At 62.6% G+C, this 19,134-nt stretch carries 22 protein-coding genes; 12 read left to right on the top strand and 10 right to left on the bottom strand.

Annotated elements, in window-relative coordinates; all coding sequences use genetic code 11:
* Window positions 1–12: 12 nt before the first annotated feature.
* Window positions 13–528, bottom strand: coding sequence for an MGMT family protein (locus tag ACH9L7_RS09065; protein WP_396610400.1), 516 nt, complete (start codon window positions 526–528; stop codon window positions 13–15).
* A gap of 192 nt (window positions 529–720) precedes the next feature.
* On the opposite strand from ACH9L7_RS09065, the gene trpC reads away from it, so the two are divergent.
* The 5 genes from trpC (at window position 721) to ACH9L7_RS09040 (ending at window position 4,903) form a co-directional block, all read left to right on the top strand.
* A complete protein-coding gene (gene trpC / locus ACH9L7_RS09060) occupies window positions 721–1,482 on the top strand; it encodes an indole-3-glycerol phosphate synthase (protein ID WP_396610399.1) in 762 nt (253 codons plus the stop codon).
* A complete protein-coding gene (gene trpB / locus ACH9L7_RS09055; RefSeq protein ID WP_396610398.1) occupies window positions 1,479–2,717 on the top strand; it encodes a tryptophan synthase subunit beta in 1,239 nt (412 codons plus the stop codon). The genes trpC and trpB overlap by 4 nt, the downstream gene beginning before the upstream one ends.
* On the top strand, window positions 2,717–3,550 hold the full coding sequence (trpA, locus tag ACH9L7_RS09050) for a tryptophan synthase subunit alpha (RefSeq protein WP_396610397.1): 834 nt from the start codon (window positions 2,717–2,719) through the stop codon (window positions 3,548–3,550). The genes trpB and trpA overlap by 1 nt, the downstream gene beginning before the upstream one ends.
* 24 nt (window positions 3,551–3,574) lie before the next feature.
* Window positions 3,575–4,375, top strand: coding sequence for a 2-amino-3,7-dideoxy-D-threo-hept-6-ulosonate synthase (locus ACH9L7_RS09045; protein ID WP_396610396.1), 801 nt, complete (start codon window positions 3,575–3,577; stop codon window positions 4,373–4,375).
* Window positions 4,376–4,483: 108 nt separating this feature from the next.
* Entirely contained in the window at window positions 4,484–4,903 is a 420-nt protein-coding gene (locus ACH9L7_RS09040) for a methylated-DNA--[protein]-cysteine S-methyltransferase (RefSeq protein WP_396610395.1), read from the top strand.
* Window positions 4,904–5,048: 145 nt separating this feature from the next.
* Here ACH9L7_RS09040 and ACH9L7_RS09035 read toward each other — a convergent pair whose 3' ends face one another.
* Window positions 5,049–5,429, bottom strand: a complete 381-nt coding sequence (locus ACH9L7_RS09035) for a winged helix-turn-helix transcriptional regulator (protein WP_396610394.1) — start codon at window positions 5,427–5,429, stop codon at window positions 5,049–5,051.
* Between the two features lie 28 nt (window positions 5,430–5,457).
* On the opposite strand from ACH9L7_RS09035, the gene ACH9L7_RS09030 reads away from it, so the two are divergent.
* The 3 genes from ACH9L7_RS09030 to ACH9L7_RS09020 all read left to right on the top strand — a co-directional run bounded on the left by ACH9L7_RS09030 (window position 5,458) and on the right by ACH9L7_RS09020 (window position 7,736).
* Complete coding sequence (locus tag ACH9L7_RS09030; RefSeq protein ID WP_396610393.1) at window positions 5,458–5,889, top strand: GNAT family N-acetyltransferase; 432 nt, start codon at window positions 5,458–5,460, stop codon at window positions 5,887–5,889.
* Window positions 5,890–5,990: 101 nt separating this feature from the next.
* Entirely contained in the window at window positions 5,991–6,626 is a 636-nt protein-coding gene (locus ACH9L7_RS09025; RefSeq protein WP_396610392.1) for a helix-turn-helix domain-containing protein, read from the top strand.
* Window positions 6,627–6,809: 183 nt separating this feature from the next.
* The gene (locus ACH9L7_RS09020; protein WP_396610391.1) at window positions 6,810–7,736 is read left to right on the top strand and encodes a DMT family transporter; all 927 of its coding nucleotides are present in this window, start codon (window positions 6,810–6,812) and stop codon (window positions 7,734–7,736) included.
* Between the two features lie 142 nt (window positions 7,737–7,878).
* Here the strand turns inward: ACH9L7_RS09020 and ACH9L7_RS09015 are convergent, their stop codons facing one another.
* Window positions 7,879–8,331 carry a hypothetical protein gene (locus ACH9L7_RS09015; RefSeq protein ID WP_396610390.1) on the bottom strand — a complete coding sequence of 151 codons (453 nt, stop codon included), beginning with the start codon at window positions 8,329–8,331 and terminating at the stop codon, window positions 7,879–7,881.
* Window positions 8,332–8,610: 279 nt separating this feature from the next.
* The gene (locus tag ACH9L7_RS09010; protein ID WP_396610389.1) at window positions 8,611–8,811 is read right to left on the bottom strand and encodes a hypothetical protein; all 201 of its coding nucleotides are present in this window, start codon (window positions 8,809–8,811) and stop codon (window positions 8,611–8,613) included.
* A 705-nt stretch (window positions 8,812–9,516) separates the two neighbouring features.
* Between ACH9L7_RS09010 and ACH9L7_RS09005 the strand changes: the two genes are divergently transcribed.
* On the top strand, window positions 9,517–10,692 hold the full coding sequence (locus ACH9L7_RS09005; RefSeq protein ID WP_396610388.1) for a 3-dehydroquinate synthase II: 1,176 nt from the start codon (window positions 9,517–9,519) through the stop codon (window positions 10,690–10,692).
* A 6-nt stretch (window positions 10,693–10,698) separates the two neighbouring features.
* On the opposite strand, the gene ACH9L7_RS09000 is transcribed toward ACH9L7_RS09005, so the two are convergent.
* The 5 genes from ACH9L7_RS09000 to ACH9L7_RS08980 form a co-directional block, all read right to left on the bottom strand.
* Complete coding sequence (locus ACH9L7_RS09000; RefSeq protein WP_396610387.1) at window positions 10,699–11,097, bottom strand: zinc ribbon domain-containing protein; 399 nt, start codon at window positions 11,095–11,097, stop codon at window positions 10,699–10,701.
* Between the two features lie 27 nt (window positions 11,098–11,124).
* On the bottom strand, window positions 11,125–11,820 hold the full coding sequence (locus ACH9L7_RS08995) for a type I 3-dehydroquinate dehydratase (protein ID WP_396610386.1): 696 nt from the start codon (window positions 11,818–11,820) through the stop codon (window positions 11,125–11,127).
* 63 nt (window positions 11,821–11,883) lie between these two features.
* Window positions 11,884–12,963: a DNA-methyltransferase gene (locus ACH9L7_RS08990; protein ID WP_396610385.1), complete on the bottom strand. Its 1,080-nt coding sequence runs from the start codon at window positions 12,961–12,963 to the stop codon at window positions 11,884–11,886.
* A gap of 152 nt (window positions 12,964–13,115) precedes the next feature.
* Window positions 13,116–14,120: a transcription initiation factor IIB family protein gene (locus ACH9L7_RS08985; protein ID WP_396610384.1), complete on the bottom strand. Its 1,005-nt coding sequence runs from the start codon at window positions 14,118–14,120 to the stop codon at window positions 13,116–13,118.
* A 253-nt stretch (window positions 14,121–14,373) separates the two neighbouring features.
* A complete protein-coding gene (locus tag ACH9L7_RS08980; protein ID WP_396610383.1) occupies window positions 14,374–15,117 on the bottom strand; it encodes a class I SAM-dependent methyltransferase in 744 nt (247 codons plus the stop codon).
* A gap of 147 nt (window positions 15,118–15,264) precedes the next feature.
* On the opposite strand from ACH9L7_RS08980, the gene ACH9L7_RS08975 reads away from it, so the two are divergent.
* Together ACH9L7_RS08975 and yjjX are read left to right on the top strand one after the other, a co-directional pair.
* Window positions 15,265–16,059 carry a helical backbone metal receptor gene (locus tag ACH9L7_RS08975; RefSeq protein ID WP_396610382.1) on the top strand — a complete coding sequence of 265 codons (795 nt, stop codon included), beginning with the start codon at window positions 15,265–15,267 and terminating at the stop codon, window positions 16,057–16,059.
* A 20-nt stretch (window positions 16,060–16,079) separates the two neighbouring features.
* Window positions 16,080–16,607 (top strand): inosine/xanthosine triphosphatase, encoded by a 528-nt coding sequence (yjjX, locus tag ACH9L7_RS08970; RefSeq protein WP_396610381.1) that lies wholly within the window; start codon window positions 16,080–16,082, stop codon window positions 16,605–16,607.
* An 81-nt stretch (window positions 16,608–16,688) separates the two neighbouring features.
* Here the strand turns inward: yjjX and aglD are convergent, their stop codons facing one another.
* Window positions 16,689–18,557: a flippase domain-containing glycosyltransferase AglD gene (aglD, locus tag ACH9L7_RS08965; RefSeq protein WP_396610380.1), complete on the bottom strand. Its 1,869-nt coding sequence runs from the start codon at window positions 18,555–18,557 to the stop codon at window positions 16,689–16,691.
* 222 nt (window positions 18,558–18,779) lie between these two features.
* Here aglD and ACH9L7_RS08960 point away from each other — a divergent pair, with 222 nt between their 5' ends.
* A complete protein-coding gene (locus tag ACH9L7_RS08960; RefSeq protein ID WP_396610379.1) occupies window positions 18,780–19,049 on the top strand; it encodes a hypothetical protein in 270 nt (89 codons plus the stop codon).
* Window positions 19,050–19,134 lie beyond the last annotated feature (85 nt).

Raw genomic sequence — 19,134 nt, 5'->3', positions numbered from 1 at the left:
GTCGAAAGCCAATTAGATGCCTTCTGCCCGGCGAAGCGCCTCGACGACTTCCGCGGGCGCAGCGCTCGGGCCGTCAGTCACCCGGTGGTCCGGAACGACGACCGGCACGGGGTTCTCGGCGAGTGCGGTTCGGACGATTCGAGGCGACTCGTCGTCTTCCGGGTCGAGACCGGCCATCCTGACGAGCAACGAAATATCGACGGTGTCGCCGCGGGGGACGTTTCGGAGGGCCTCCAGCACGCTCCGCTGGGCCGTGGGAACGGTGAGGCCGATGGGAATCTCCGAGAGACCCACATCCTCAGAACGTGTGTCGTTCTGATGGGCTGCGGATGACGACGTGGCCGTCATCCGAACGTCGTCGCCGTCGAGCGCGGCGAGTATCGAATCGAGATATTCGTGGTCCGGGTCGGCGTCGTCGGGGACCGTCTCGGGGAACGAGACGCTGATGAGTTTGCTGCTGACCACGCCAATCTGTACGGCGCGGTCGAGTGCCGACGATTCGCGGGCGTAGATTCCGGCGAGGTCCATGTGTTCGCCTCGCCGTGCCGGACGCTTGACCCTTCCGGCGTCGCTCGACGTGACGACTCTTTGTCTTCCCGATGCGACGGCCGTCTCTCCCTGATGTGTCAACCATTTATCTGCTTTGCCCGCGTGTGCGGGAGTGGTAAACGTACCTCTGACACAAGCCTTATGTACAAATGCGTCCGTTAGTGAACATCAATGAACGCTAGTGATGGTAAATTGGCCTCGGAGGTGCGGGCCATTTTGGACGCCGCGCGGGAGCGACCCGGCGGCGACACTCGCATCTCGGTCGAGGCGCGGTCGTTTCCGGACGCAGTGTCGGCTACAGAGGCCGACGGGCGCGTCCCGGTCATCGCCGAGGTGAAACCGACCAGTCCGACGACAACGGGTGTCCGCGAGGATGACCCGGTCGAACTGGCCCGCGAGATGGTCGCTGGCGGCGCGACGGCGCTGTCGGTCCTCACCGAACCGGAGCACTTCGGCGGTTCGACAGAGTCGCTCTCCCGCATTCGCGAGGCGGTCGATGTTCCCGTTCTTCGGAAAGATTTCATTCTGCGCGAGGAGCAACTCGACGCTGTCGAATCGGACCTCGTACTTCTCATCGCCCGGTTCGTCGGGGACGACCTCGCTGACCTCGTGGCGGCGGCACGCGACCGAGGCTTCCAACCGCTCGTCGAGGTACACACGCGCGACGAACTCGCCTCGGCCCTCGAAGCGGATGCTGATATCGTCGGCATCAACAACCGTGACCTCGGCAAACTCGAAGTCGACCTCGGTACTTTCGAGGACCTGGCCCCGGCGGTCCCCGACGACGTACTCTGTATCGCCGAAAGCGGCGTCCACACGGCGGGCGACGTGCGGCGGATGCGCGAGGCGGGGGCTGACGCCCTCCTCGTCGGCACGGCCATCATGGACGGCGACGTACGACAGAACACACAGCGACTGACGACATCGACATGAGAACAGACGGAAAATTCGGCGACTACGGCGGACAGTACGTTCCCGAGGCCCTGATGCCGGCTATCGAGGAACTCGAAGACGCGTACGAGCGGTACGTGCTGAACAACGAAGACGGCTTCATGGACGAGTTCCGGGCGCGCCTCCGAGACTTCGGCGGTCGCCCCACTCCGCTTCAGCGCGCGGACCGACTCTCGAAACGATACGACCGTGAGGTGTACCTCAAGCGCGAGGACCTCGTCCACGGCGGCGCGCACAAACTCAACAACGCGCTCGGACAGGTGCTCTTGGCGAAGTACATGGGCAAAGACCGTATCATCGCCGAGACGGGTGCCGGACAGCACGGGACGGCGACGGCGATGGCCTGCGCACATCTCGATATGCCCTGTGAAGTCTACATGGGCAAGCGCGACATCAACCGCCAGCGCCCCAACGTCTTCCGGATGAAACTCAACGGTGCCGAGGTCAACCCCGTCACCGTCGGCCGCGGGACGCTCAAGGAAGCCATCTCCGAGACGATGCGCGACTGGGCGACCAACGTCGAAGACACCCACTACGTCATCGGGTCTGTCGTCGGCCCGCACCCCTTCCCGAGCATGGTTCGGGACTTCCAGTCGGTCATCTCCGAGGAAGCGCGAACGCAGGCCCGAGAGAAGATGGGTCGCCTCCCCGACGCTGTTCTCGCCTGCGCCGGTGGCGGGTCGAACACGATGGGCGCGTTCGCCGAGTTTACTGGCGACGACGAAACCGCCCTCTACGCCGTCGAAGCGGGCGGCTCGACCCTCGATGTGGACGAAGAGGCTGGCGTTGCGCCGAACTCTGCGTCGCTCACGACCGGTTCCGAGGGCGTGCTTCACGGCGCTCGCACGCGTCTCTTACAGGACCGCGACGGACAGATTATGGAGTCGCACTCTGTCTCGTCGGGTCTCGATTACGCGGGCGTCGGTCCCGAACTCGCACACCTCGTGGATACCGGGCGAGTCACTGCCGTCAACGTCGACGATGACGCGGCCCTGACAGCCTTCCACCGCCTCTCGCAAATGGAGGGTATCATTCCCGCACTGGAATCGGCACACGCCTTCGGCTACTTGGAGGAACAGTACGACGAACTCGGCGAGTTCGTCGTCGTCAACCTCTCCGGTCGCGGTGACAAGGACCTCGAATCGGCTATCGAAGAGACCTACGAGCGCGATATCGATATCGCGCCGAACATGGACGAATTCACGGGGGGAATCTGATGTCGCTCGAAGACGCCTTCGCCGACGGCCCGGCGTTCGTGCCGTACCTCGTCGCTGGCGACCCGGACTACGAATCGTCGCTCGAATACGTCGAAGCACTCGAACGCGGCGGCGCAGACATCATCGAACTCGGATTGCCCTTCTCGGAGCCAATCGCGGAAGGGCCGACTATCCAGAACGCCATCGTCCGCGCGCTGGAAGGTGGCATGACGCCGGAGCGCTACTTCGAGTTCGTCGAGGACCTCGATGTGTCGATTCCGGTCGTCTGCATGACCTACTACAACCTCATCTACCGCTACGGAGATTCGGAGGGGCCGCGCCCGTTCGTCGAGAAGGCGGCCGAAGTCGGCATCGAGGGTTTCGTCGTCCCCGACCTCCCGGCAGAGGAGGCAGACCCGCTTCGGGAGGCCTGCGACGAGTTCGGTCTGGACCTCGTGTTCATCGTCGCGCCGACGACGCAGGGCGACCGCCTCGACCGAATCATGCAGCAGGTCTCGGGCTACGTCTACGTGCAGGCACGCCTCGGTACGACTGGTGCCAAGTCGGACGTGTCCGACCAGACGGGCGCGAGTCTCGAACGCCTGTCGGACTACGACGTGCCCAAGGCGGTCGGGTTCGGAATTAGTAGCGGTGAACACGCAGAACGTATCGTCCGAGGTGGCGCGGACGGTATCATCGTCGGAAGTGCGCTCGTAGACGTGGTCGCACAGGGCCACGAGAACGGCGAACCTGCGAAAACGACCGCGGACAGCCTCGAAACACTCGCTCGCGAACTCAAAGAGGGTGCAGTTGCTGGTATCTCGCAACGACAACCGCATTCGGAACGCACATAACTACTCTGCCACCCTTTCACAAACATGAACACTGACATCGGAATCTCGGCACGACTCGAACGCATCTCGACTGGCGGACGATACCTCATCGTCCCGATGGACCACGGAATCACTCTCGGCCCGGTCAAAGGCCTCGTAGACATCGAATCGACAGTCGATGGTATCACACGCGGTGGCGCTGACGCCGTCCTCACACACAAAGGGACAGCACCGAGGGTCCACCCGAATAAAAACGGCAAAGGATACATCGTCCACGTCAACGGCTCGACGGTCATCGGTCCGGACGAAAACGACAAACGTCGCACTGGAACCGTCGAAGATGCGCTTCGTGTCGGTGCCGACGCCGTCTCCTTCCACCTCAACGTCGGGTCGAACTACGAACCAGAGCAGATGACCGACCTCGCAGACCTCTGTTCTCGCGCCGCCGACTTCGGCGTCCCCGTCCTCGCCATGTCTTACGCGCGCGGCCCCGGTATCGACGAACAGGACCCCGAGGCACTCGCTCACGCCGTCCGCCTCGCCGAGGAAGTCGGCGCGGACATCGTCAAGACGGCCTACAGCGGCGACGCTGAGTCCTTCAGCCGTGTCGTCGAGGCTACGCGCCTCCCAGTCGTCATCGCCGGTGGCAGTCGCGGTACGGACCGCGAGACGGTCGAGATGGTCCGCGGGACGATGGACGCCGGTGCCGCCGGTGTCTCGATGGGCCGCTCCATCTTCCAGCACGACGACCCCGAAGCCATCACCCGCGCAGTGAGCGCCGTCATCCACGACGACGCCGATGTCGAGAGCGCGCTCGAACGCGCCGGACTGAGTCTCGAAGCGTAACAGCGCGTTCTGTTCGGCTGTTTCTCTCTTTTCGCATCGGACACGTCGTACAGAGTCCCCGCGTCCACACGCCACAGATAGATAGTCGCCGAGTGCGAACGGTGGTCGATGCACGTGACGATGTGGGGGTTCGACGTGGAACTGGACGAGCAACTGGTCGACACCTCGCCCGACGACCTGCGCGCACAGCTATCGGAGTACGAGGAGGGCGCGCGCCGGTCGTTCGACGCCGACGTTCGCATCCCCGACTCGTTCACCGGCGCGGTGATGCGGGCGATGCTCGACATCCCGTACGGCGAGACACGAACCTACGGAGAGATTGCCGAAGCGGTGGGGGGTCACGCTGTCGCCGTCGGACAGGCCTGCGGGCGAAATCCCGTCCCGCTCGTGGTTCCGTGCCATCGCGTCGTCGGGTCGGACTCACTCGGCGGGTTCTCTGCTGCGGGGGGAACTGACCTGAAGCGGGCGTTGCTTGCGCACGAGCGCGACGACGACACCGAGCAGTCGGGACTCGACGCGTATCGATAAAAACGACTGTCGGCCTGCCGGGGCGGCCGACTATCAGGCGAACTGGACCTCGTCTTCGTCCCACATGAAGTTTCGTCACCGAGGCGCTCGAATGTGATTGGGAATTTGTCATAAAATATTCAGCATGAGTGCCTCCGTTGGGCTGCTAGTCATCGTCTCCGGGTTCGGTGAGATACTGTAGCCCCCAGTCGCGCATCGCATCGATGACGGGTTCGAGCGAGTCGCCGTGAGACGTGAGCGAGTACTGGACGCGAATAGGTTTCTCCTCGACTATCGCTCGGTCGACGAGTTGCTTGTCTTCGAGGTCGCCGAGACTTTCTGAGAGGACTTTACTGGAGATTCCATCGACGTCCGCTTTGAGTTCGTTGAACCCGCTCGGGCCGTGTTCGAGAAGGCGATGGATGATTACAGGGTACCACTTCTTGCCGATAAGCGTCGCCGTTGCCGTAACCGGACACCACTCTTCTCCGGCACACCACACCTCCAGTTTCTCGATTGGGTCCCCATCGTCGGTGTCGTCCTCCATATCACTCTAGTACCCTTCTGACACCATAATGCCACGCCGCAAGCGAGGCTCGAAGACGCGAATCGGGAACCGATACGACGAGACACAGGTTGCGGCGTGGGCCGAGAAAGACGACGGTGTCGAGCAGTATCCGCTCGACGACGGCCACTATCTCGTCGTCGCAGAGATGGACAGCAACGTCGTCGGCTATGGACACTTCGTGCCGGGCGAACACGAAATCCGGGCGGTGTACGTTCACCCGGAGTATGCCCGACAGGGTGTCGGTTCAGCTATCCTCACCCACCTCGAAGCGCGTGCCCGTGAGGACGGTCTTGCGCACCTCAAACTCTGGGCGTCGCACAACGCAGTCGAGTTCTACGTGCGGATGGGGTACCAGCGGGTCGGAAAAGAGACAATCGAAAAGCGGTACGAGGGGAAGCGAGTTCCGCTCTCGGTGGTCGTGATGCGGAAGTCACTCTGATGAGCGTGCGGGTGCTCGAACGTCTCGTTCTCCGCGTCTCGACTAAACGAGCCGTAGTCCCGCATTTCTTATTTAATCAGTCGGCGTGGATAGTCAGTACCATGTCTCAGGTACAGATACGGGTCTGCGGTGCGGCGGTCGAAGACACCGTCGCAGCTATCTCGGCCGCGTTCCCGGACGCCCACTTCAAAATTCTAGCGGCACTCCCCGACGGGGACTCGCTTTTCGACCTCCTCGAAGTGACGACCACGGACGGTGACGAACTCGTCAAACACGTCACAGAGGCGCCCGACGTTCGCTCGTTCGAGGTTTTGTACAGCGACGACCGGATGCTCCTGGTGCAACTCGTCGTCCCGCGTTCAGACACGTATGCAGCGCTCGTCACCGCCGGAATCGTCCCGCAACAACCAGTTTCGCTTCGAAACGGGTGGTACAGAAACAGTGTTACTGCCGCCCACGAACAGTTGTCTGCCTACGTGGCGGCGTTGGCGGCGGCCAACATTCCGTACGAAGTCTCCTCTGTGACGCAGTCGTTCGATTCGAACGACCTGCTCACGGACCGCCAGTGGGAGTTCGTCACCGAGGCGCTCGAACGCGGGTTCTACGACACGCCGCGGCGCTGTACACTTGGCGAGGTGGCCGAGGTACTGGGTATCGAGTTGTCCGCAGCAAGCCGATTGCGTCACCGGGCTGAGAGCCGGATTACCAACGCGTACGTCGCCAACGCGATGCGGTAGGCCTGCCTGTCGCGGTTCGTCGGGTACGGTGAACGAGACCCATACTTAAACACAGCATATAGTTTCTACGCACATTCTCCTGTGTTCCCCGTGGAATACTGTCGTGGTTGAATCTACTCTACAAGACGAATCTCACGTACTGCTGGTGGTTTGTTCGACTGCGGACCAAACGGGGGTGAGTGAGTGTCGCTGACCAGAACGGACGCGACGTGGGTTGGCCCGCTCGCGCTCCTTCTCGCAACGGGAGGCCTCCTCGGCATCGCAACGAATCTCGCAAAGCTCGCGGGTGAGGCCGGCCTCGACCCGCTGGCGTTCCTCGCGTGGTCGATTGTCGGTGCAACGGTCGTTCTCCTCGGAGTCGGCACCGTCCGCGACCGACTCCCCTCGCTCGATGCTCGGACGGTTGAGTACTTTGTCGTGTCCGGTCTCATCGGCGTCGCCGTACCCAACCTCCTGTTTTTCGCCGCCGTTCCCCGTGTCGGGGCCGCCTTCGTCGCGCTCGCAGTCGCGTTCCCGCCGCTTTTCACCTATCTCGGAGCCCTGCTGCTCCGCATGGAGCGGTTCCAGACTAGCCGTGCAGCGGGTGTCGCACTCGCACTGGGTGGTGCCGTCCTGCTTGCCGCCCTCAAGCTCTCGGAACCGGACGCTGAGCCGTTCTGGGTCGCTGCGACCCTCACCGCGCCGGTGCTCCTCGCTGGTGGGAACATCTACCGAACGGCTCGCTGGCCCGCGGGTGCCACCCCGGACGAACTGGCTCCCGGCATGCTCGCCACGTCGGGACTCATGCTCCTCGGTCTCGGTGCAATTTCGGGTGTGGTCGGCGGCGCAGGGCGGTTCACCCTCGCTGTCCCCACGGCCAACCTCGAACCGACGTTGCTCATCCTCGCACAGGCGGCGACGTTCTCGGTTATGTACCTCCTCTACTTCGGTCTCCAGAAGCGCGGCGGCCCGGTCTACCTGAGTCTACTCGGCTCCGTCGGGGCTGTCGTCGGCGTCCCGGTCGCGGTGTTCCTACTCGGGGAAACCCCACCACAGGGGCTTGGTGTCGGTGGGCTCCTCATTGCGATGGGTGTCGCCCTCGTCACGCTCGGCGGCCCGAAGGGTGACTGAATCGGCCGATGCTACCGTGTTCTTCGCCCGAATCCGGTCTATCGCGTCACAACTTCGGAGGCTGATTTTGATGCGTGCCTTTCTTTCACAGTGGTCGGTAGTGTACTATCCGTTTGGTGTGCGAGGCGAACCTATCGCTGGTTCATGATTCGTGTCGGTACAGGACTGCTAGCACTACAAACAGGGCTGCTTCAGCGAGTTTTGAGAGGGCTGCAAGTGGCGAGGTAGAGAGATGTGAGATGACTGCCTCGACGGGATGAAGGCCGTGATACAGTGGTTTTCGCATGGGAAGGAATCCCCCGTGGCCCGATAAGTGCCAGGCAAAGTAGCCGAGGAAATAGGTAGCCATGAGGACCATCCCGAGTGCATACAGGCGTTTTCGCTGGATGTCCGAGACCACCAGTTTGATACCGGCCAGGATTGCGAGCGCCGACAGCACGAAGGCCACCGGACGGGGGTCGGTGACGAGCAACGATGTATTGCCAGTCGTCACGAGCAACACGAGTCTGGGGAGGCCGAGCTTCGGGTGTATGAGATGAACCGTGGCGACGAGGTACGCGAGCGCGCCCCCGAGATAGCCGAGGTGCTCGCCCACCCGCCTCCCTGAGTGGCTCGATGTAGCCATTCTTCCGTTACCATTCTCCGCATCAGGTGATAAAGGGAGTCATTTGCACCGCTACGGTTGAAGGCTAGCGTCGGCAGTGAACTGGACTACGCGCCGGTTTTGACTGCCGGGGAGTGTGTCGAACTGGTCTCGTCGACCCCACTTCTGGGCTAAAATCAGACCGAAAACGGACCATCCTCCGAAACTGGTTGCGTAATCCCGAGATTCTGTATCGCAATATCTGATTTATATCTGGTCAGGATATCCGTCTTACCGTCGATAACACGGCCCCGAGAGGAGTTCCGTGACCAGATATCGGGGGAAACCCCCGAAAACGGTGACCGACTGCTCTTCTACGAACGTCTCCGAGAGCGCGACTGGCAGCACAACTGGCCCGGTCGTGATGTCGTGCGGCGAACACCGACACATCAGTGGCGTCCCATCTTCGACAGCATGCGTATTTGAAATCACACGCTCTCAGTGCCGAAGTTCCGTGTTGGGGAGTGTGGTACTCCATCTCAGTCGGTCGCTGGAAGAGTAGTACGCTTGGGAGATGTCGTACTGACGGTAGCGGCTGAAAGATACGAGATTGCCACCGATGAATGCGTACCTGCTCGTTTTGTTCTGTCCCAGTTCGGGGTTTCTACCCTCTCTCGAAGGTGACTCAGTTCACTCCAAAACCGAGGGGCTGCCGCTGTACGACCGGTCTGTTTGACGGAGATATCTCACTTCGTTATCTCAGAGGTGTCTGTGGACCCGCCTCTTGCGGCTCTGAACCCCCGGAGTAGCGTGCCGATATTGTGGTCTGTCACCTTGGTCGGTCGAACGCCAGATATCGATTCTCGATAACTCACCCACAGATGCAACTGGCACACCCTTCGTCGAAGAAATTTCTAGTCTACTAGCGTCAGTGTCCGCTCGTGAACTCGCGCCCGCGATATCGTTTCTCGAGGGAGCCACGGTGGCTACGACTTTCGGGGTCATCTCTCGTGTCCAAGAACCACTGCTCTCCGTATCCTCCGACTCAGCCCTTCAAACAAGCCTGATTCTGTTCGATATCGGGACAATAAACTTCATAGTGCGATACCAAATCGCCGTTCTCGGTTCAAGTACTGGCTCACGTCGTTCGTTGATTCATCCGCCACGTTCAAGCCTGACCACCGAGTGGAGTCGATAATGACACGCAGCGTCTGGCTCAAGGCCGACGATACGGTCGGCGACTGGGAGACGCGGAAGCGACGCATCACGGCGGGCCTCGAGGTCGGTGTCGACTGGGTCCTCGTTGACGAGGGCGATGTCGAGAAGGTGCGCGAACTCGGTGACGTGAAGGTTGCCGCGTTCCGAACCGACGCGGATGTCCACGTGATGGAAGCAGAAGAGGACGAAGACGGCGGCTCCCTCGCCGACGCCTACATCGTCGGTAAAGACGGTGAGGGCGACGCGACGGTCGACCTTCCCTCTGACTTCTCTGGGTCTGCCGACCTGACGACGCTCCGCCGGAGTGACGACCACACCAACGGCGCGTACATCCGTATCCTGAGCAAAGACTACGAATCGTTCGCTGAAGAGGCCGCCCGCGATGGTGACCACACTATCGTCGTCGGCGAGGACTGGACTATCATCCCGCTTGAGAATCTCATCGCCCGCATCGGCGAGGAGACCGAACTCATCGCTGGCGTCACCACGGCCGAGGAAGCAAAGACGGCCTTCGAGACGCTCGAAATCGGTTCCGACGGCGTCCTCCTCGACAGCGACGACTACGACGAGATTCGCAAGACTGTCGAGGTCCGTGACGAAGCAGAGCGCGAGTCGCTCGACCTCGTCTGGGCCGAGATACAGGAAGTCGAACGCACGGGTATGGCCGACCGAGTCTGCGTCGACACTGGCTCTCTCATGGAACACGACGAGGGGATGCTCGTCGGGTCGATGGCTCGCGGCCTTTTCTTTGTGCACGCCGAGACGGCGGAGTCCCCGTACGTCGCGTCTCGGCCATTCAGAGTGAACGCCGGTGCAGTCCATGCGTACGCCCGAACCCCGGACGGCGGGACAACGTACCTCTCCGAACTCGAAAGCGGCGACGAGGTGCAGATTCTCGATACGAACGGCCGAACCCGTGAGGCCATCGTCGGGCGCGTGAAGATAGAAAAACGACCGATGTTCCGCGTTGTCGCCGACTACGACGGTGACCGGGTGGCGACGCTCCTCCAGAACGCAGAGACCATCAAGGTGCCCACCAAGGAGGGCCGGACTGCTGTTACGGACCTCGAACCCGGCGACGAAGTGCTCATCTACTACGAGGATACCGCTCGGCACTTCGGCGAAGCGGTCGAAGAGAGCATCATCGAGAAGTAAGTCGACTTACGGCTTTTCTGTGTGCCATTCGAGTTCTTCGGCACACCACGGACAGAAATCGAGCTTCCGGTCGAGACCGCCACCGCACGCGGGACACGTTGGTTGCCCGTCGTCGTTGCGGTGGCCCGGCCCACGCATCCCAATTCGGTAGGCGTCGAGCGCGCTCAAGAAGAGAAGTCCGATGATGGGGACCGTCACCTCGGTCGGCAGTTCGCTGAGTGTCGCCGCCGCCGGGTCGGCGAACGCCGAGAGCAAGACGAGACCAGCCCCGACGACGAACGTAAACCACGCGATAGCGCGTCGCCATTCCCGGAGGTAGACATGCCCTGCACCGGCGATTCCGAGCGATGCGCCCAGAATGCCGACGAGGGCGGCAACGAGCGCGCGACGACGAGCATCGGCCATCGTGCGTGGCCGTCGTTGTCTGCCGTCTTAAACGTCCGGTTTGCTGGCTAGTTCGTCGACGAGGGTTCGGAGCGTCGCGGCGTCGTACTGTCCGGGCGCAGTCGCGTCCGCAGGGTTGACGGGCGCGTAGCCGATTTTCGACCCGTAAACTGGCGCGACGGCGCGGGTGTGCCGCCCGGCCTCGCCCATCGCCATCGTCGCGACGGTGTCGCCCCAGTCGGTCGCCGCGCGCGTCACGTCCAACAGGCGAAGCGCGTCCGCCTCGCTGGTGGCGGTGACAGCGAGTTTCCCGACATCGCCGAGCGTGGCCGCCTCGTGCAGGAGGCGGGTGAGCTCCGACCGTGCGGGCGTCCGGTCGAAGTCGTGGACGGAAGCGATGACGGCAACGTCGAGAGCGCGCGCGCGGGTCGCAGCATCGACGCCCGACGCTCTGTGGAGGCTTTCGAGTTCGATGTCCACCGTGACGACGGCGTCGGTCTTCGCGGCCGCAACGAGAGCGTCGAGGCGGTCTACTTCGTCGCCGTCTGCCTCGCCGCCTTCCCACTCCGCGCGGTTGGTTGCGATAATCGGCAGGTCGCCGTCATAGTCGTCGAGTGCCGAAAGCGGGTCGTGGGCGAGGTCCATCCGAAACTCGACGGCGTCCGCGTCTGCTCTAGCGGCGGGTTCGTCGGCGAGGTCGGCGGTACTCGCTGCGAGAACGAACGAGTCGAACGAGAGGTCCATACCCATCACTGGGTCGGCGGGCACTAAATCGGTGTCCGTGTCCGCAATCGGTCGTCGGGTCGGTCAGTCGTCGACGACTTCCCCCGCCTGTCCACCGGCGGTCGCTGCGGTGTCGTCGACTGGTTCGTGTTCGACGACGAATCGGCGGTCGTCTCCCGATTCGGTCTTCGTGACCGTCGAGACGGCGTACAGGCGGATGTCTCTTTCCTGTTTGGTCACGACCGGGAAGTCGTAGTAGGTCGCGTCGTACCCCGGTTTCTCGTCGCGTTCGGCGACGAATGCGCGGTGGTCGTCGAGTCGGGCTTCAACCGCGGCACGCGAGCGGTCACAGATGTCTGTAAGGCGGTCTTCGAACGCGCTCACGAGGCTCGCGTCGAGGTCGTAGCCGACGGAGTTGCGCCCGGCGAGCATCGCTGCGAGCGTGGTGGTTCCGGTCCCGACGAAGGGGTCGTAGACGGTGTCGCCGTACACCGAGTACATTCGAACCAGTCGCAACGGGAGTTCCACGGGGAACGCCGCCGAGCGCTCTCTTGTCCCCGAATCGAGTCGTTGTTCGGTTCCCGTAAACTCCCAGAGGTCGGAAAACCACTCGTTCCGCTCTTCCCAGAAGAAGGCGCTCTCGTAGCGGTCATCGTCACCCGGCGGGAACGAGCGCGAATCGCCCTTGCGCACGATAAGGACGTACTCGTGTTCGAGCGTGACGTAGGCGTTCGTCGGCAACGTCCCCGACCCCATGAACTTGGTCAGCCGATTCGTCGGCTTTCGCCAGAGGGCGTCGGGAAGCGGTTCCAGTCCGCGCTCCGACAGCGCCGTGAGGATACGCGCGTGGTTCGGGTACAATCGAAACGACCCATCGAGACTGCGCGTCGCGTCACCGACGTTGATACACGCGAGGCCACCCGGTGTGAGAACACGTTCGAGTTCGTCCCACACCGCGTCGAGTTGCTCGTGCATGGCCTCGAAGGCCGCCTCGCCGTCACCAGCGTCGAGAGCTTCGGCAACGGCGTCGTCGCGGGCCGAAAAGAGGTCATCCCACATCTCTATCATTGGGTATGGTGGGGAGGTGACCACGAGGTCCACGCTCCCGTCGGCGAGTCCGGTGTCGGCGGCGTCGCCCACGCGAAGGGCGTGTTCCGTGCGCATCGTACGGACGTGTCGCTCTCACGTCAAAACGTTTCTCCCCTGTGCAATCGACGACGCTGGTCCCATCGTCGAGACAGTGCGGCCGCTCTGCGGTCGAAGAACCGAGAATATGTCGCGACCGGTCTGCGAGTGCCGTCGCGGAGTTTGCTTCGTTAGACGAGACCCAGATTCTCCTCGGCTTCGAGGAGTTCGTGGTAGCGGTTGCGGATGGTAACTTCCGAGATATCGGCCACTTCGCTGACCGCGGCTTGCGTCGTCTTCTCGTTGGTGAGCAGTGCGGCGGCGTAGACGGCGGCGGCGGCGAGGCCGACCGGCGACTTGCCCGAGTGGACGCCCTTTTCCTTGGCGTTCTTCAGGAGTTTGCGTGCGCGCATCTTCGACTCGTCGGAGAGGCCGAGTTCGCTGGCGAATCGGGGAACGTACTGCTCGGGGTCGGCGGGCTTGACTTCGAGCGAGAGTTCGCGGGCGATGTAGCGGTAGGTGCGGGCGACTTCGCTCTTCTCGACACGCGAGACTTCCGCAATCTCGTCGAGCGAGCGGGGGACGCCAGCCATACGAGCGGCGGCGTAGGTACACGAGGTAGCGACACCCTCGATGGAGCGGCCGGGGAGCAGGTCGTCGTCGAGCGCGCGGCGGTAGATGACAGATGCCGTCTCGCGGACGTTTTCGGGAAGCCCGAGCGCGGAGGCCATGCGGTCGATTTCGCCGAGCGCCTGCTTCAGGTTACGCTCCTTGGAGTCGCGGGTGCGGAAGCGCTCGTTCCACTTGCGGAGGCGCTGCATCTTCTGGCGCTGGCGCGCGCCGAGCGAGTTCCCGTACGCGTCGCGGTCACGCCAGTCGATGTTGGTCGAAAGCCCCTTGTCGTGCATCGTGTTCGTCGTCGGGGCACCGACGCGGGATTTTTCGTCCTTCTCGCGGGCGTCGAACGCACGCCACTCGGGGCCGCGGTCGACGGAGTCGGCGGTGACGACGAGACCACAGTCGTCACAGACGGTCTCACCGTGTTCGTCGTCGGTGACGACGTGGCCGCCACACTCGGGACACTTGAGCGTGTCGCCCTTGGTGGTCTCTTCTTCCTCTTGGCTCTGTCGTCGGCCTCGCTGTTTCTGTTTCTGCTTCTGTGCGCCAGGGTTTCGGGTCCAAATTCGTTCACTCATGGCTACGACGGCGGGTGCTCCGGAAGGGGGTGTAGACTCGGCTAGAAGCCCGGAGGCGGTCCGTAACACGTACGACCGCAGACGAACGCATAAATGGTTTGGTATCGCCCTCCGGTTGTCCACAATTTTTCTGTGTAGACGCCTCACACACCAATTTCCCCTCCGACATTCTGGTCTCACTCGTTAGAAATCGGTTGGCGGGTAAATGGTTGGAGAGGGGTTTCTCACTGAACCGAACGAGACTGCTGTTCGTTTATCGGTTGGGGACGCGGAAGACGACTACGCGCTGATTCGGATTCTCGGCGAAGAGTCCGGCTTTTCCAACTATCTCACCAAACAACTCTGCAGAGGAGTCCAACGACAACCGGTTTAGGAGAGAGAAGATAGACCGGAACGGAACCACGTCGTCGAACGTATTAGTCTCGACTAAACTGCATCCTGCTTCGTCCATCACTTCGATATATCTCTCGCGCGCTCTGTGTTTCACGTGCTTTGAACGCCGAACCGTCTCATCGCGCCATTCGATTCGTAGAACTAAGAGGCCACCCGGTTTACAGACCCTCACCAATTCCTTGAGGCTCTGTTCCCACTCGTCGTCGACGATAATATGGTACAGTACAGAAAACGAGTGAACGAGGTCGAACGAATCGTTCTCGAATGGTAACTCATCGAGGCTCGACTGATAGTACTCTCCGGGCAACCTCTCTCCCACATCGCGGATTGCTTCGTCAGATAAATCGACGCCAGTAACCGAGGCACCGTTCTCTATATAGAATTCGGAGTAGATACCAGTCCCACAGCCGGCATCCAACACCTCACATCCGTCTACCTTTATCGATTGGTTCGCGAGTACCCGGTCGATAACTTGAAAAAGCGCAGCTTTCCGATGGTAGTTAACTGATTCTGGTAGTACCCTGATACCGACGGACTGAGCACGCCCCCCCGTGGATATGGCTGTATCCCAGTAGTTTGCCGTGTTCCTTGTGTACTCGTCCATAGAGTAGCGGCGGTAATTGTCCCGTATAAATGTATGTCTAACATTATCAGTTTTGAGTATCATCTTGTCACATCCCAGTCAAAGTCCGTTTCCGACCCCAGACGCCGGACGCGATACATATTTTTCTCGGAGGAACGTTTGCGCTCTATGCACACAGGTTCTCCACCGCGCGTCGTCTCGTTGGCTCCGAGCGCAACGGCGATTCTGGACGCGGCCGGACTCGCCTCCCGAGTCGTCGGTGTCACCGCACACTGTTTTCTTGACCGGCCACTCGTCGGCGGGTGGTTGAACCCCGAGTTGGACCGACTCGATGCGGTCGACCCGGATATCGTCTGTACCTGTGACCCGCTTCAGGCGGATGTCGCGGCGGCGGTCCGCGACCACGGGTACGAAGTCAACCACGTCGAACCGGCGACGCTCGACGAGGTGTTCGACACCTTCGCACGCGTCTGCGCGGCCGCGGGCGACGCCGATGCCGGAGCACGCCTCGCTGACGACTGCCGCCAGCATCTCGCCCGCGTCGAAGACGCTCTCGCTGACTGCGACGCCCCAGAAGTCTACTGCGAGGAGTGGGCAGACCCACCGATGGCGGCCGGAAACTGGGTTCCGGACGTCGTTCGCGCAGCAGGTGGGTCGTACTCGCTCGTCGATGCGGGCGAGCGCTCCCGCGAGGTGACTGGTGACGAGGTGGCCGCCGCAGACCCCGACCACGTCGTGCTTCATCCCTGTGGAAAAGGCGAACGAGGCGACCCAGACGCGTTCGAAGCCCGCGGCTGGAACCTCGATGCGGCAGTTCACGCCGTCGACGACTCGCTTCTCAATCAGCCGAGTCCCGCGCTCGTCGGTGGTGTCGACCACCTCGTTCGACTGTTCCACCCCGACGCCGACCTGCCGACACCGTGGAAACCGTCTGCGGAGACAGAATCCGATGGAGCGATATGACTCCACGGACGCCTGCTGATATGGATATCGCAGTTGGAAGCGGAAATCCGGTGAAGCGACGCGCCGTCGAGCGCGCCTACCCGGAGGCCCGCGTGGCGGCGGTTGCCGTCGATTCGGGCGTCTCCGAGCAACCAGTCGGCCACGACGAAACGCTCACGGGTGCGGTCACACGCGCTGAACGCGTCTTCGGGACCGGTGAGTACGACTTCGGCGTCGGTATCGAGGGCGGCGTCGCCTCGTTTTCGAACGACGCCGCGGTCGTTGGAGGCGAGGGTGACCTCTATCTGGTCATGTGGGCCGCCGCCACCGACGGCACGCGCGTCGGCCACGGCGCGGGGCCGAGTTTCCTCCTCCCCGACCGAATCGCCGACCGAATTCACGACGGCGAAGAACTCGGGCCGGTGATGGACGACGTCCTCGGAACCGAAGATATCGCGAAAAACGAAGGTGCCGCGGGCGTGTTCACCGGCGGCCAAGTCACCCGAACGGACGCGTTGCAGTCGGCCGTGACGGCCGCGCTCGCGCCGTTTCACTGCGACCTCTACTGAGGACGCGTTGTTTTCCGCCGCTCTACTGAGGGACGCTCTGAGTTTTTGTCTCCCCACTGAGGGACGCTGCTGGTTTTCTGCCTACTCTGATTCGGCGAGTTCCCGCTCGCGGACGTCCGCACTCTCTTCGACGGCCGTCGTCAGCGAGACGTTGAGCGAGAGCATTGAGGCGACACCGCCGACGATGGTGACGGCGTTTTTCACCGCGTGGTCGAGGACGGCGGCCGCGAGCGCCATCGCGGGGGTGACGGGCGCGAGCGCGGCCATGAAGACGGTGAACGCGATTTCGTAGAGACCGACGCCGCCCGGCGACAGGGGAAGGACCTTCGCGAGGTTGCCGACGCTCACGGCGAAAAAGGAGACGCCGACGAGGACGGTGGGGTCGATATCGACGCCGAGCGCGATGAGGACGACCACAGCAGTCACCACGTCAATTGTCCAGATTGCGAGGCTCGACATGCCGACGCGGCCGAACGCGGCGCGGTTCCCGGCGACGGCCTGGAGGTCGGAGACGAACTGCTCGATGACGCCCGCGACGTACTCGACGTACGAGTCCGAGGAGAACCGGCCGACGACGGCGCGAACGAGGTTGCTGTCGGCGCGGGCCGACAGGGCGATACCGAGCACCCCAGCGATGGCGACGACGCCAACGCCCGTAGCGACGTAGGCCACGGTGCGCACGTCGGCGGCCGACACGTCCACGTTGCCGCCGCTCACACCGGTCGCAAGCACCGACGCGATGTCTGTGAGGCCGCCGGTGGCGGCGAGTCCGACGAGCACGACGCCCGCGAGACCGGCGATGGTGAGCAGGTCGAAGACGCGCTCGACGGCGAGCGACGCGAATCCGGACGGGTACGGGATGCCGCGTCGGGCCTTCACCACGTACGCGCGCACCGCATCACCGGCGCGGGCCGGGAAGACGAGGTTCCCGGTCTGACTGATGAATATCGCCCCCGTGAGGAAGTCCGTCTTCTCGTGGTAGCCGAGTTCGCTGAGGATGTCGCCGTAGCGGAGGCCGCGAAGTGGCCACGACAGGACGTAAATCGCCGCTGCGGCCGCCACGAGCGTCGGGTCAGCGTCGCTGAGGACGCTCAGGACCTCCGAGGGGTCGATGTACAGCGTCATCAGCGCCACCGCGACGAACGTCAAGAGCAACCCGGAGACGATAGTCACCCGGCGGGTGATGCGCGGCCGAACCGACAGTTGCCACCACGTCCGGAGAATCTGGCTTCCCATCCCGAGGATGTCGCGGACGAGGTCGACTTTCGTGTCGCCTTTCGGTTCCCAATCGACGGGGAACTCGGCGACGCGGAAGCCAGTGCGCTGGGCGCGGACGAGCATTTCTGTGTCCCAAAACCAGTGTTCGTCTTCCACGTCGTCGCGGAGCGTCTCGAACGCCTGCCTGCTGAACGCTTTGAACCCGCACTGGTGGTCGCGGAGGTCAGAACGGAGGACGAATCGAACGAGTCCGTTGTAGACCTGACTCGGGAAGCCGCGTTTGACCGGGCGGTCGGCGACGTTCTCTGGCATCCACCGCGACCCGGTTGCAACGTCGTACTCGCCCGTGCGGACGTGTTCGACGAGCGATTCGAGGTGCCGCATATCCGTCGCGAGGTCCGTATCGAAGTAGACGAGCGTGTCGCCGTTCGCGGCGGCGAACGCGTGTTCGAGCGCGCCGCCGCGGCCGAGTCGCGTGTCGCTGTGGAAATGCCGCACGCGCGAGTCTTCGTCTGCCATCCGGTCGGCAATCTCGGGCGTGCGGTCGTCACACCCGTCTTCGGCGACGATGACCTCGAAGGTATCTGCGGGGAGGAACGATTCGAGCGTCTGGAGGGTGACGCGAACGGTGTTTTCGATGGTCCGCTCCTCGTTGTACGCGGGGAGGACGACACTCACGTCGACGCCGGCCTGTGTGGCGATGGCCGAGCGCCCATCTGTCGGGCGACCCATTACCGTCCTATGGCCGCTATCGGCGTATGTATTTTCTGCCTTCCCTCCCGGATACTGAATGTCTGAATGGACTATTCGGTGTCTCTGGGTGTTAGCCGACTGTACCTGCGTTGGGTCACACACCCCGTCGGTGGCCCACCTATCACCGTCTAATCGACAGGCGGCGACGTGTTAACCTCCTGTACCAAACCCCTGATAGGCGGAACGCCCCTCTTTGTAGGTATGAGCACGACCGCCACGACGACTTCCGTCGACGCCGAGGTTTCCGAGGTGTCTGTCGACCTCTCGGAGAAACAACACCGAATCCTCCAGTACCTCCGCCGCAACGCGGACACGAAGACGTACTTCAAATCCCGTCTCATCGCCGACGACCTTGGTCTCTCGGCGAAGGAGGTCGGTGCCAACATGCGCCCGCTTCTCGATGGTAACTTCGACGTGAACATCGAAAAGTGGGGCTACTCCTCGGGCACGACGTGGAAAGTCACCCTCTGAGCGCCTCCTAGCCCACGCCCCCGCTGACGCCGCCGTCTCCACCTGTTTCGTTCGTTTTCACCCAGTACTCGCGGAGTCACATCGA

The organism is Haloferax sp. S1W, from assembly GCF_044593955.1.
Lineage (GTDB): Archaea > Halobacteriota > Halobacteria > Halobacteriales > Haloferacaceae > Haloferax.
The sequence above is the reverse complement of the archived record's forward strand: the minus strand, read 5'-3'. Positions and strand labels throughout refer to the sequence as shown.

Bases quoted from the DNA above. Each gene is read 5' to 3' on its own strand.
- ACH9L7_RS09065 (WP_396610400.1), bottom strand. From the start codon at position 528: ATGGACCTCGCCGGAATCTACGCCCGCGAATCGTCGGCACTCGACCGC.
- trpC (WP_396610399.1), top strand. From the start codon at position 721: ATGAACGCTAGTGATGGTAAATTGGCCTCGGAGGTGCGGGCCATTTTG.
- trpB (WP_396610398.1), top strand. From the start codon at position 1,479: ATGAGAACAGACGGAAAATTCGGCGACTACGGCGGACAGTACGTTCCC.
- trpA (WP_396610397.1), top strand. From the start codon at position 2,717: ATGTCGCTCGAAGACGCCTTCGCCGACGGCCCGGCGTTCGTGCCGTAC.
- ACH9L7_RS09045 (WP_396610396.1), top strand. From the start codon at position 3,575: ATGAACACTGACATCGGAATCTCGGCACGACTCGAACGCATCTCGACT.
- ACH9L7_RS09040 (WP_396610395.1), top strand. From the start codon at position 4,484: ATGCACGTGACGATGTGGGGGTTCGACGTGGAACTGGACGAGCAACTG.
- ACH9L7_RS09035 (WP_396610394.1), bottom strand. From the start codon at position 5,429: ATGGAGGACGACACCGACGATGGGGACCCAATCGAGAAACTGGAGGTG.
- ACH9L7_RS09030 (WP_396610393.1), top strand. From the start codon at position 5,458: ATGCCACGCCGCAAGCGAGGCTCGAAGACGCGAATCGGGAACCGATAC.
- ACH9L7_RS09025 (WP_396610392.1), top strand. From the start codon at position 5,991: ATGTCTCAGGTACAGATACGGGTCTGCGGTGCGGCGGTCGAAGACACC.
- ACH9L7_RS09005 (WP_396610388.1), top strand. From the start codon at position 9,517: ATGACACGCAGCGTCTGGCTCAAGGCCGACGATACGGTCGGCGACTGG.
- ACH9L7_RS09000 (WP_396610387.1), bottom strand. From the start codon at position 11,097: ATGGCCGATGCTCGTCGTCGCGCGCTCGTTGCCGCCCTCGTCGGCATT.
- ACH9L7_RS08995 (WP_396610386.1), bottom strand. From the start codon at position 11,820: ATGGACCTCTCGTTCGACTCGTTCGTTCTCGCAGCGAGTACCGCCGAC.
- ACH9L7_RS08990 (WP_396610385.1), bottom strand. From the start codon at position 12,963: ATGCGCACGGAACACGCCCTTCGCGTGGGCGACGCCGCCGACACCGGA.
- ACH9L7_RS08985 (WP_396610384.1), bottom strand. From the start codon at position 14,120: ATGAGTGAACGAATTTGGACCCGAAACCCTGGCGCACAGAAGCAGAAA.
- ACH9L7_RS08980 (WP_396610383.1), bottom strand. From the start codon at position 15,117: ATGGACGAGTACACAAGGAACACGGCAAACTACTGGGATACAGCCATA.
- ACH9L7_RS08975 (WP_396610382.1), top strand. From the start codon at position 15,265: ATGCACACAGGTTCTCCACCGCGCGTCGTCTCGTTGGCTCCGAGCGCA.
- yjjX (WP_396610381.1), top strand. From the start codon at position 16,080: ATGGATATCGCAGTTGGAAGCGGAAATCCGGTGAAGCGACGCGCCGTC.
- aglD (WP_396610380.1), bottom strand. From the start codon at position 18,557: ATGGGTCGCCCGACAGATGGGCGCTCGGCCATCGCCACACAGGCCGGC.
- ACH9L7_RS08960 (WP_396610379.1), top strand. From the start codon at position 18,780: ATGAGCACGACCGCCACGACGACTTCCGTCGACGCCGAGGTTTCCGAG.